The 12,400-nt window shown below is 41.8% G+C and carries 11 protein-coding genes; 10 read left to right on the top strand and 1 reads right to left on the bottom strand.

The window, feature by feature from the left end:
- Positions 1 to 158: 158 nt before the first annotated feature.
- Positions 159 to 1,244: an aspartate-semialdehyde dehydrogenase gene (gene asd, locus VEB00_01185; GenBank protein ID HYF81631.1), complete on the bottom strand. Its 1,086-nt coding sequence runs from the start codon at positions 1,242 to 1,244 to the stop codon at positions 159 to 161.
- Positions 1,245 to 1,446: 202 nt separating this feature from the next.
- On the opposite strand from asd, the gene VEB00_01180 reads away from it, so the two are divergent.
- From VEB00_01180 to VEB00_01135, 10 genes are all read left to right on the top strand, one after another.
- A complete protein-coding gene (locus VEB00_01180; GenBank protein ID HYF81630.1) occupies positions 1,447 to 2,337 on the top strand; it encodes an AraC family transcriptional regulator in 891 nt (296 codons plus the stop codon).
- Positions 2,334 to 4,124: a glycoside hydrolase family 125 protein gene (locus tag VEB00_01175; protein HYF81629.1), complete on the top strand. Its 1,791-nt coding sequence runs from the start codon at positions 2,334 to 2,336 to the stop codon at positions 4,122 to 4,124. Before VEB00_01180 ends, VEB00_01175 begins: the two co-directional genes overlap by 4 nt.
- A gap of 1 nt (position 4,125) precedes the next feature.
- Positions 4,126 to 5,010, top strand: coding sequence for a carbon-nitrogen hydrolase family protein (locus tag VEB00_01170; protein HYF81628.1), 885 nt, complete (start codon positions 4,126 to 4,128; stop codon positions 5,008 to 5,010).
- Positions 4,943 to 5,998 (top strand): nitrilase-related carbon-nitrogen hydrolase, encoded by a 1,056-nt coding sequence (locus VEB00_01165; protein ID HYF81627.1) that lies wholly within the window; start codon positions 4,943 to 4,945, stop codon positions 5,996 to 5,998. The genes VEB00_01170 and VEB00_01165 overlap by 68 nt, the downstream gene beginning before the upstream one ends.
- Before the next feature lie 120 nt (positions 5,999 to 6,118).
- The gene (gene speD / locus VEB00_01160) at positions 6,119 to 6,934 is read left to right on the top strand and encodes an adenosylmethionine decarboxylase (protein ID HYF81626.1); all 816 of its coding nucleotides are present in this window, start codon (positions 6,119 to 6,121) and stop codon (positions 6,932 to 6,934) included.
- A 109-nt stretch (positions 6,935 to 7,043) separates the two neighbouring features.
- Positions 7,044 to 7,658 carry a metallophosphoesterase gene (locus VEB00_01155; protein ID HYF81625.1) on the top strand — a complete coding sequence of 205 codons (615 nt, stop codon included), beginning with the start codon at positions 7,044 to 7,046 and terminating at the stop codon, positions 7,656 to 7,658.
- 16 nt (positions 7,659 to 7,674) lie between these two features.
- The gene (locus tag VEB00_01150) at positions 7,675 to 8,679 is read left to right on the top strand and encodes a hypothetical protein (protein HYF81624.1); all 1,005 of its coding nucleotides are present in this window, start codon (positions 7,675 to 7,677) and stop codon (positions 8,677 to 8,679) included.
- Between the two features lie 59 nt (positions 8,680 to 8,738).
- Entirely contained in the window at positions 8,739 to 9,917 is a 1,179-nt protein-coding gene (locus tag VEB00_01145; GenBank protein HYF81623.1) for an MFS transporter, read from the top strand.
- A 137-nt stretch (positions 9,918 to 10,054) separates the two neighbouring features.
- Complete coding sequence (locus tag VEB00_01140; GenBank protein ID HYF81622.1) at positions 10,055 to 11,473, top strand: YfcC family protein; 1,419 nt, start codon at positions 10,055 to 10,057, stop codon at positions 11,471 to 11,473.
- A gap of 138 nt (positions 11,474 to 11,611) precedes the next feature.
- On the top strand, positions 11,612 to 12,025 hold the full coding sequence (locus VEB00_01135) for a hypothetical protein (GenBank protein ID HYF81621.1): 414 nt from the start codon (positions 11,612 to 11,614) through the stop codon (positions 12,023 to 12,025).
- Positions 12,026 to 12,400: the final 375 nt, after the last annotated feature.

The raw sequence follows: 12,400 nt of genomic DNA, 5'->3' as shown, positions 1-12,400 counted from the left end.
GTAAGGTTTACGTGATGTAAACCTAGCACATACCAACAGGACGTTGGGTTTATGTGCGTTAGGATTTTACAAGTATCAAGCTCTAATTCTGTCCAAAGCTTATATTGTGTGAGTCGATATACAAAGTTAATGCTTCTATGTTGCTATATAGTACATTCTTATTTCGCTACTATATAACCCTCAGCGGCGAGCAGTTCTGCAGTCAATACAGAGCCTCCGGCTGCTCCTCTTAGGGTGTTGTGTGACAAACACACGAACTTGTAGTCAAATATGCTGTCCTCTCTAAGTCTTCCAATTGTTATGCCCATCCCATGCTCAACATCCCTGTCAAGCTTTGTCTGGGGTCTGTTGTCCTCGTTGAAGTATGTGAGAAACTGCTTTGGAGCATTGGGAAGCTTCAATAATTGAGGCTTGCCTTTGTAGTTTTTCCAGCGCTCAATTATTGTCTCCTTGGTCGGTTTATGCGTAAAGGAGACAGATACTGCTGCCAGATGTCCTTCTGCTGCAGGCACTCTAATGCATTGGGCTGTTATTATCGGAGCAGCAGCCTTAATTATCTCATTGCCCTCTATGTGTCCCCATACCTTGAGAGGTTCTTGCTCACTTTTCTCTTCCTCACCGGATATAAAAGGAATTATGTTGTCTACCATCTCCGGCCAATCGGCAAAGGTTTTTCCACTGCCGGAAATAGCCTGGTAGGTGCACACTGATATTGCCGAAGGTTTGAAGTCCATAAGTGCATTTATGGCTGGAACATAGCTTTGTATTGAACAGTTGGGCTTGACTACTATAAAACCTCTGCTTGTTCCAAGGCGCTGTTTTTGTTTTTCGATAATGGAAAGATGCTCCGGATTTACCTCGGGTATGACCATTGGGACGTCGGGAGTGAGCCTGTGGGCTGAATTGTTTGATACCACAGGAGTTTCTGTTTTTGCATACCTTTCCTCAATTTCCTTTATCTCACTTGCAGGCATATCTACAGCACAGAATACGAAATCTACTTCACTGCCAATGGAATCAACATCATGCAAGTTCTTAACTATCATAGACTTTACGCTGTCAGGAATAGGTTGGGAGAGCTTCCACTTTCCGCTAACAGCATCAATATAGCTTTTACCTGCAGATCTTTCGCTTGCAGCTATTACCTTGATATCAAAATACGGGTGGTCATGGAGGAGTGTAACAAGACGCTGCCCCACAAAGCCCGTTCCTCCAAGAATTCCTACGTTGAGTTTCTTATTCATTCTCATACCTCCAAGTATATTTATGGGTGCTCTTTACATATATTATATTCAAAGTATTTGCTATATTTATTGCCTAAGATGCTTGAAATATTGCAATAAGTGCTATAGTATAAAAACAATAGGTGCGAGGTGCGGGGTTCGAGGTTCGAGGGAACTGTGAGTAATGCTCTGGAGCTTTGAAGACTAACATAGGAGGTAAATAATGAAAGAGGATGTTTTAGTAACTGGCAGCAGGAGGGGATATCTGAACAAGGACTTTGAGCTATTCCACTTAAAGGATAAAAAAAGCATGGAGTTTGAATTGCACTTTCATGATTTTAATAAAATAATCATTTTCATATCAGGCAACGTTACATATTTGATAGAAGGAAAGGCATACAAGCTTAAGCCTTGGGATATACTTCTCGTGAGCAGCAGTGAGATACATAAGACCATAGTTGATGCTTCCATGACCTATGAGAGGATGATCATATGGGTCAATTCGAATTTTTTATCCAAGCATAGCAGTCCGGAAATTAATCTATTGAACTGCTTCGATATTGCCTCCAAAGAAAAGCGCAATTTACTGAGATTGGATACTGAGCTGCTGCGTCAAGGAAAATATATTATTGCGCAGCTTAAAGAAGAGTATATGAGAGACGGCTTTGGTAGTCAAGTGCTTAAGAATTCATTGTTCCTGCAATTCATCATATATCTCAATAGGCTGTATCTTACACCTGAGGCTGTAAAACACCATGCAGAAGGGGATTATAATGAAAGTATTGGAGAAGTAATAAAGCATATAAATGAAAACCTCTGTGAAGATATGTCGGTAGAAAACCTGGCATCCAGATTTTATATGAGCAGATATCACCTAATGCATAAGTTTAAGAGCCAGACAGGTTATACCATTCACAGCTATATTCTTCAAAAACGATTGATGATGGCCAATACCCTCATAAAATCAGGGAAGTCGATGACAGAGGCCTGTTCTGAGTGCGGGTTCGGGGATTATTCAAGCTTCGTCCGGGCATTTAAAAAAATGTATGGTCTTTCTCCGAAACAGCACCATAAGCTGCTGGAGGAGCTTGAAAAATCAGGAGGCTTTGTATGAATAAGATAATGACGACTCCAAAAGAAATTGAAATAAATGAAAGGGTGCTTTATGCAGGCAATCATTACATAAGCCTGCCTGAAATCAGCACTTATGATGCTTCTGTCAGGAGTATGAATATTTTAACCTTATCAAATAAAGGCCTTATGGAGGTTAAGGGTGAGGAAACCCTGTTTAAACCGGAGTTTTATAAGGATGACAGGAGGTTATCAATACAGCGCTCAAGTGTAGTTCTCGAGAATTACTATATTCCGGTATTCTCTTTTGAGCTGGAGGGTGGAGTGCGGGTTAATGTAAAGCTCTATGCGGATCTCTATGAAAAGGGATTTGTATATGAGCTGGAAAGCTCTGAAGATATAGAAGCAAGGCTTGTTTGCACAATTGATAAGCTCAGTCTGCTGAGGTTCAACTCCCATGATTCCGAATTTAAAAAGGAAATGAAATTGGATAAATGGCTGGGCAGCCCTGCGGTAAATATTACCTCGGGCAGCACAAGCTTAAGTATAGCCTTTGGTGGAGATAGCAGCTTTGAACATCAATGCATTGATGAAGGCAGTTTTGTACTAAAGCTTAAATGCAGCGGCAGCAATGCATTTTATATTACTATAAATTCAGACATGGATGGTGCTTCCACAACTCTTATACATTTCAGGAGGAAGGGCTGCAGGAGCATATACGAGGAACTGTCAAACTGGTTAAAGAGCAAAGCTGTGGCATATGCTAAGGATACATTGCTTCAAAGGCTTTTGAATGAAAACATGTTTTTCAATTACTTCTTTGCAGTAGGAAAAGATATGGAGAGTGACAGATATGCTGCATTGACTTCGAGAAGTCCAAGATATTATGTCTCAGGAGCTTTCTGGGAACGGGACAGCTTCTTGTGGTCATTCCCTGCGATAAAGCTGGTGGAAAGGGGTTTTCATTTAAGCCTGTGCAGGGATACGATTCTTATGCATGGAAAGAATGCAGGAGACCATGCCCATTATATAGATGGAACTGTACTTTACCCTGGATTTGAGCTTGATGAAGCCGCCAGCTATTTCATACTGATAGGCAGCATGGAGAATATCGATGATGATGTGCTCAGGATTCTTGATTCTGTATTTATGAGAATTGAGAGGGAATATGACCGCGAGACCGGACTTTATAAGACTTTTCTGATGCCCTCAGATGACCCCAGTGAATACCCCTTGCTTACCGTAGACAATGTAATACTATGGAGAGGATTAAAGAACCTGTTGAGTGTATACGAGCAAAGGGGTCTTATGGAGAAGGCCGGGATCCTTGGCGATAGGATACAAGGTATATATAAAGGAATATATTCACATCTTGTGAAAGAAATAGATGGCAGAAAAATATTTGTATGGTCAGCAGATGGCAAAGGAAGCTTCAGTCTTTACAATGATCCTCCGGGAAACCTTGGGCTGCTTGACTACTACGGTTTTATTGACAGCAGTGAGGAGCTTTTCAGGAACACGATAAATTACTACTACTCCAACAATTACAGATATTACTGCGAAACATCAAGAATCAAAGAGCTGGCCTGCGATCACCATCCCAACACACCCTCGGGGCTGGGACTGTGCGGAAGCATACTGAATCCATTGCTGCAGGAGCAGGCGATCGAATGGCTGAAAGCTGCCGATATGGATTTCGGACTCTTGTGTGAAAGCTTCGATAGGAATACAGGGAAGGCAAAAACAGGGGTAGGGTTTGCCACAGGCAGCGGATATCTCGCTTTTGCACTTTATTATGTTCTAATTCAGAATCACCCAGGGGGGGAATGAAATGAATGCGGCATCAATAGTGTTCAATAATGATGATTATCTGGAGCTTACCAGCTATGAACAACTTGCAGGGAAGGTGGCGGGCTGGCTCCAACTTTGCTGTGAGCACAAAATAGATATGGTAGTTTTACCGGCACTCTTAGGCTGTCTCTTCGATAATGGTGAGAGATATATAAATGACATAATTGAACTGTCAAATGCTTATAAAGGCATGGCTATATGCCCAGGAAGTTACTTTGAAGCAGACTATGCGGATACCTATCATTCCTCCTGTATTATCATGGAGGGGGAAAAAATAATGGAGCAAAGGCAGATATATCTGGCTAAATGGGAGAAAGGACTTGGGCTTTCTCGCGGGACAGAGCTGAACAGTATTTCTCTTCGGGGATTGAAGCTAGGAATAATCATATCCACAGATGTGTTCTATCCGCAGGTTTCAAGGGCGCTTGCCATGTCAGGGGTGAAGCTGGTACTGGCTCCTACGGCTATAATAGGCAGTAGAAATATGTCCAGACAGCTTGCAGGACTTTGGCAGAATGTGCAGGCTAACCTATTTTTCGGTATGGAAAGCAGCTTCAATGGAAGCTTCAAGGGACACGACTTCCACGGGTCTTCCATAATACATGCACCCCTGGATATGACTGCAGGGGAGGACGGCTTCCTGGCTCTTGAGGGCAAAAGCCAGAAATGTGCAATCATTACAGCAGAGCTTGACAATGAAAAGCGGAAGGAAGCGGTTAGAAAGTTCAATACTCTTGGACAGCTCAATATAGAAGCATATAAGGATATATTTATGCCATCTCGGAATGGAGGTTATCATGAACAGCCTATTGGAAAAGTGGTTCCGGTGGAAGCTTGGAGAAGACAGGATAAGAACAAGCCTTAGCAGCATAAAAGCCCTGGAAAACAACCACAAGGACGGGAGGGGAAGTATCAGGGCTGCTGCTGTGCAAAGAAAAATAACTGCAGCAAAAAACGTTGAAGCTTATGCATATAGAATGGAGAGCTTTGTAAAATCAGCAGCAGAGAAGGGCTGCGATATAATAGCCTTTCCTGAATATAATTTTTTCGAGCTTCTTGGGATAATACCCGGGTTCAACCTCTTAAACCGCTGCTTGAACAAAAGACAGGTAATCCATGCCGAGAGCGGCTCGGACAGTGGCTTGAGCAAGCTATATCCTCTGCTTTGCAGTATTTCAACACCGATTCAAGCTGCAATCGAAAGTATAATGTGCGGTCTGGCTTCAAAATACTCCATATATATTTATACCGGGAGTTATTTTATTAGAGAGAATGACCATTTGTATAATGGGGGCGCCATTATTTCCCGTGAGGGTGACATTCTTGGAAGGCAGATGAAGCTGCATCTTACAGATTTTGAGGAGAAGCTTGGGATTAAGAGAGGCAATGAATTCAAGGTATTTTCCCTGGACATTGGGAATATTGCATTTCCTGTCTGTATGGATGCAACATATTATGAAGTGTTCAATCTGGCTAGAAGCAGGGGATGTGATGTCGTTGTCCTTCCAATAGCTAATAATGAGGAGTATAGGCGACCCAGGGCACTCAGGGGCATATGGCCAAGAGTGCAGGAGGCACATGTGTATGGAATCAAGGCTGCACTGAACGGCTGGTTCTGTGGTCTGCATTTCACAGGAAAAGCAGGGATATTTGCACCAATTGGCATGACACCTAGGGAGGATGGTGTAGTAGCAGTATCAGAGCACCCTGAGGGGGATTTTCTCATAGTAGGTGAAATAGACCTGGAAGCCCTTTGCAAGGAAAGAGAAGAGGATGAGTATTACGGTGACAGCAATCCTGAGTTTGAAAAGACATATTATTTTAATACCTACTTATCGTGCTCGAAATGTTGACAATTAAGCAATTAGGGCTTAATATTAATATGGTTTATAATTTTAAATTGCTGTAATATTTTGGAAGATTTTACGTGCTTGATTGTAAAAAAAGACTAATGGAAATGGGGTGTGCTGCTTATGAAAGCCGACAAAGGCAAGCTCAAGCTCTATGGCTTTAATAATCTGACAAAATCTTTGAGCTTTAATATTTATGATATATGCTATACAAAGTCTGCCGAAGATCGAAAGAAGTATATTGAGTATATAGATGAGCAGTATAATTCTACAAGGCTTACAAAGATACTAAGTGATGTAACAGAAATGATAGGCGCCAGCGTATTGAACGTGGCGAAGCAGGATTACGATCCTCAGGGGGCCAGTGTTACACTTCTGATTTCAGAGGAGGAGGTTCCACTTTACGTACTTGACCCATCCTGCAACAGGGGCGTTATTACCCCTATAAGGGAGAATATAGTGGGACACCTTGATAAAAGTCACGTAACAGTGCATACATACCCTGAGAGCCATCCTCAGAATGAAATCAGCACCTTCAGGGTGGATATAGACGTAACTACCTGTGGAACAATTTCCCCGCTAAAGGCATTGAATTATCTTATCCAGAGTTTTGATTCGGATATTATAACAATAGATTACAGGGTTAGAGGATATACCAGGGATATAAATGGACGGAAGCATTTCATAGACCATAAGATAAACTCAATACAAAACTTCATAGCAAAAGAGACTATAGACAGATACAGTCTCATTGATATGAACATATATCAATCCAACATATTCCACACGAAGATGAGGATAACCGACCTGAGCCTCAGCAACTATCTATTCGAAATAAAGGAAGAAGACCTGAGTGATATAGAAAAGAAAGAGATAGAAAAGAAGCTGGACAGGGAAATAACAGAGATTTTCTATGGGATAAATCTGCCTAAGGTTTAATTGAATGGGAATATATGAAGAATAGCAGTAATGCTGTTCTTTTTTTGTTTGACTAATTGAGAGATTGATGAAATAATTTACATATACATTGTTAAGGATGGAGTACACTATGATAAATTTCAAAGAGTTTATATACAACGTCATAGGAAAGCTTTATATACCTATAGAGCTGTCAGAGTCCACAGAAAAGAGACTGCTTCATGTGTCTGACACTCCAGCCTGCTTTTACCCTGAGCTTAGGATGCTTATTGAAAGGCTGAAGCCTGACTATATTGTACATACGGGTGATTTGGTGGACAATATAAAGCTGGCACTTTACCCCACTTCAATCTATGAGCATGAGAAATGGATAAAGCGCTTGACGGCTATTCTTGAGAACTCTGATGCTGAAATTATTCTGGCATTGGGCAATCACGATAATGTCGAAATTGAAAGCAAGCATTTCAGAAGGAGCCGTATTATCAAGAAAGCCGAAACAGTAGAGATAGAGAACCTAAGCTTCAGGATAAGCCATATGCCTAAAGGGGTGCTTGACGAACCTGCACAATATAACTTGTTTGGGCATGACCTGACATTAAAAAGCGGTTGTATCGATAATAAACTGTATTTTAATGGGATTTCATACATAAATATTATAGGGTTAGAGTCGGGAGAGTGCACGACCTTATGCTATCCTTCCGGCATTGATGATGCAAGGCTGGGGAGGCACAAAATAGGATTATGACAGAGGGGGGTAAAAGATGTTTTCTCTGGTTAGAAGCGGACCGAAAATATTGCTTTTTGAGAGCAGCAGCATACAGGAACTGAGGGAGTATCTTATACAAGAAAAGAAAGCAGACTGCTATGATTTTGACGCTGCCTTTGAAAAAGCAGGAGAAGATTATACCATCATATTTATAATCGATAAAATAACAGATGTAGTTGATTTGCAGCAAATAAAAGATGCGCTCATTATAATGGAGGAGCCGGATGTAGTACTTTGCAACCTTTTGAATGACAGAATGAGCCATCTGATAGTCAGATCCCGCATTGCAACGAGAATAATAATATTAAGGGCGATGGGGGATCTGGAAAGGGTAGTCAGAGAAATTAGTGAGGATTATAAATGCATAGAGGGTAATTTAGTAGATATTCTTAACTCATACAACGAAAAAGGTACTATAGTGGCAATAACTGACAAGCCCATACATAGGACCATGAGTGTAAATGACATGTATAAAACGGTTCTGTTCGTTGAGGAAAGATACAGGCCTCTTTTGAGGGACCTCAGATCCCACGCACTGAAATATCTGAACAGCGGACTGGCGAATAGGGATTGGTATGAGCTTGAAATAAGGATATTTGACAGATACAGCGAGTATAAGCTTCACTATGAGAGACTTCTCAATATCATGGAATGGATGGAGCTTGGGATTATACTGGGAGAATCCTGGGGTAAGGACAACCCTAGGCCTATGATGTCGGTGGAGATATATAGGGTAAGATTCTTTACCTTCCACACTCCCATATATATTAAAAAGATTTTGCTGGGCTTGGAGCTGTTGGATGATGGCACAAGAATAGTGGACTACGACCTGTATTACAACAGAAAGAAGATAAATTGGTCTGATGCAGCTGATGAGGGTATAAAGCTGAGGCACTTAATAGGTATCAAGTATAGAGGAGAGATACTTTCAAAGTTAAGCGAGAACGAAACCACAGAGCTGAACGGAATGGAAGATAAGATACTAACTACTAGAACATAGGCAATACAAAGCAAGAGATATTAGAAGTATATGTCTATGGATATTTTGGGGGTTATGAGTTGAAAAACAGGGATTTAATATTATTTATGCTGGCAAGTGCTTTTATTGGAATTAGCCAGAGTATTGACGCATCGGTTTTCAATAATTATTTGAGTGATACCTTTCATCTTACAGTATCTCAAAGGACCATACTTGAATTCCCCAGAGAGCTTCCGGGGTTCCTGGTCGTATTTGTGTCAGGAGCGTTACTGTTCCTAGGGGATGTGAGGATAGCCTCATTGGCAAATATGTTGGCTGCATTTGGACTACTGGGACTTGGTCATTTTGCATCAGATTATTATTCGATGATGATATGGATGACGGTGTACAGCATGGGGCAGCACCTATTTATGCCCATGTCCAATAGTATAGGAATGAATTTGGCTGAAGAGGGTAATCTAGGAAGGGTACTGGGAAGAATTAATGGCTTGAATACAGCTGCTTTCTTGGGCACCAGTCTGATCACTGCTTTTATATTTAGATTTGTGAAGGTCAATTACAGTGTTGCCTTTACGGTGGGAGCCCTTGCTTTTATATGCGCCTGCCTGCTAATACTTTTTATGACACCTCACAAGCCAAAGGTTAAAGTAAAGAAACTATTTTTCCGGAAGGAATATAAGCTTTTTTACTGGCTTAATGTCTTGTACGGCGCAAGGAAGCAGATATTCATAACCTTTGGACCCTGGGTGCTAATAAAAATTTTCAGCCAGGGGGTCAGCACCTTTGCCGTACTTGGGTTTTTCACTGCGGGAATAGGAATTATATTTAAGCCATATATAGGGAATCTGATAGATAAAAAAGGAGAAAAGTTTGTGCTTGCATCGGAGGCTATAGCGCTGATAGTCATCTGTGCGGGCTATGCATTTGCTGAGGGTGTGTCAGGGTTATTCGGCATTGGCGGGGCAGCGCTTTTAATAATCTGCGCCTGCTTTGTTGCAGACCAGCTGATGAGTGCAACAAGCATTGCCAGAGCGACCTATCTTAAAAAAATAGCCCTTAGTCCGGAGGATGTTTCACCTACGTTATCCATGGGGTTGAGCATAGACCATGCAGTATCAATGGTTGTGCCTTGGCTTGGAAGCTTGGTGTGGAATGCTTTCGGCTATCAATACGTATTTGTCCTGGGAGCACTTATTGCAGTGGGAAACTTGCTGCTGACCAGGTATATTGACACTGAGAAAAGAAATATTGAAGCTTAATTATGTTCGTATTGGAGGACTTGTCTGGTTAAAATCAGGCAAGTCCTTTTGATTGACTATTTAGAGCAGCAATATAAAATAACTTTTGTATATTTTTCACATCATTACTCAAAATATTCTTCATAAGGAGTGATTTTATGCGAAAGTTTAAAATGCCATCAGCTTTTACTATTCTATTAGCAATTATAATTGTAGTTGCTATACTAACTTGGATAGTTCCTTCAGGGCAGTATAACTACGTTGATCCTACAGCATCAAAAAAGGAGCCGATTCCAGGCACATATCATATGGTGGAACCAAATCCCCAGGGCATAGCTGATATAATAATGGCGCCTATTGAAGGCTTCTATGATGCAGTGGATGTGTCTTTGTTCATACTTATCATAGGAGGCTTCCTGGGAGTTGTTATGAAGACCGGTGCTATTGACGCAGGGATTGCAGGAGTCACTAAGAGCCTAAAGGGCAAGGAAAAGTGGATGATACCTATTCTTATGATACTTTTTGCTCTTGGCGGCACCAGCTTTGGCATGGCGGAGGAGACTATAGCTTTTTATCCTTTGCTGCTTCCGGTATTCATAGCCGCAGGCTATGATGCTGTGACTGCTGTGGGGGTGATTATGCTAGGTGCAGGTGTAGGAGTGCTGGGTTCAACGGTAAATCCCTTTGCAACAGGGATTGCTTCAGGCTTTGCAGGCATATCAATGGGAGAGGGAATGTTTTTAAGGCTGCTGATTCTGGTAGTGGGTGAGCTGGCCGCAATATTATATGTAATGAGGTATGCTGAAAAGGTAAAAAAGAATCCTAAAGCTTCAGTGGTATATGATATGAAGGAGGATAACGAAAAACATTTTCTCGCCCACGATGGAAGCAAGCAATTTCCTGAGCTTACAAGCAAAAGGAAGCTGGTACTTTTTCTTTTTGCTTTGACCTTTCTTATAATGATTATAGGAGTAATCCCCTTTTCGGATATCAACATCAGTTTCATTCCCACCCTGGGCTGGTGGTTCGGTGAGCTGACAACGCTATTTTTTGTCTCTGCAGTAGTTATTGGATTAGTAGCGGGACTTGGAGAAAATGGACTGGTAGACTCTTTTGTGGATGGTGCCAGAGACCTTCTGGGAGTTGCACTGATAGTAGGTGTATCTAGAGGAATAACAATAGTAATGAATGCAGGAAATATTACAGATACAGTGCTGAATTTAGGAGAGAGGTCTCTAGCGGGAACGGGCTCAATAGCCTTTGCAATAGCCTCATACCTGTTCTATTTGCCAATGTCCTTCCTGATACCGTCCACGTCAGGGCTTGCGACATTATCAATGCCCATTATGGCACCCTTGGGAGATTTTGCAGGAGTTGCAAGGCATGTAGTTATTACTGCCTATCAGTCTGCATCTGGAATAGTGAACCTTGTGACGCCTACAAGTGCTGTAGTTATGGGAGGCCTTGCAGTAGCTAGGGTATCCTATGACAGATGGCTGAAATTTGTATGGAAGCTTCTTGGGATACTTATGGTAATAATAATTGCCGCCCTAATATTGGGTGCGCTTGCCGGATAAGTTCAATTCATTGAAAAATTGAAGGCTTCAAACTTTAGATTAAATAAGTCGGGCAGACAGCTCGACTTATATTTTTTGTAGAACCTTGGACTTGCCTCATACATATACTGATAACAAATGTGTATGGGAGTGAATGCTATGTATGATGATGAAAATGACGATATTGAATTAGATGATGAGCTCTGTGAAGATTGTCCTTTTTACAGGCAGCGCCCACCTGTTCCTGGAGGCTTTGGACCGCAGGGCCCTCCACCAACCGGGGGGCAGGGACCTGGTTTTGGCCCATCGGGTGGACCTCCATCAGGGCCGCCTCCCTCAGTAGCTCCACAGTTAGCAGCACAGCAGGGATTCGGAGTTCAGGCTGTCGACCCGGGATCCATAAGAAGATGCAGAAACAGATTTGTATATCTCCAGCTCCGTAATGGCAGGGAATTCTGGGTATGGCTCACCTTTGTAGGACGCCGTTCAGTGTCAGGCTGGAGATGGACCGGATATAGGTGGGTGTACTTCGGAATAAGTCTGAGACAGATAGAAAGCTTCTACTGTTACTAATAACTAAACAGATATGCCAGGTGATTCTTCCGGGCATATCTTTTTTTTCTGACGTGTTAGTAGAATAATACGAAGTAGTAAATGGGGAACGGGTACCACGGATTTCCTTCGGAAAAACACTGAAACCCACTGAATACACGGCGTGTATAATATTCTGAAACATTAGTAATACTCGGTAATGAAGTAAGTATCAAAATTCTCTGACGCTGCAATATATTAATAAAATTAACCGTGCTATTCCGTAGGAATCCGTGGAACATCCGTGTGTTCAGTGGTATCCGTTCCCCCGTTGCTTAAGACACATCATTTATATCATGCGAAATATGTAGTACCCTATTTGTTGCTCCCGCATATTCTGTATTAATTAGTTTAAAT

The sequence above is a fragment of the Clostridia bacterium genome (assembly GCA_035628995.1).
In the GTDB taxonomy this organism is placed as follows: domain Bacteria; phylum Bacillota; class Clostridia; order Lutisporales; family Lutisporaceae; genus BRH-c25.
Note: the sequence above shows the minus strand (reverse complement) of the source record. Positions and strands in the feature narration are given on the sequence as shown.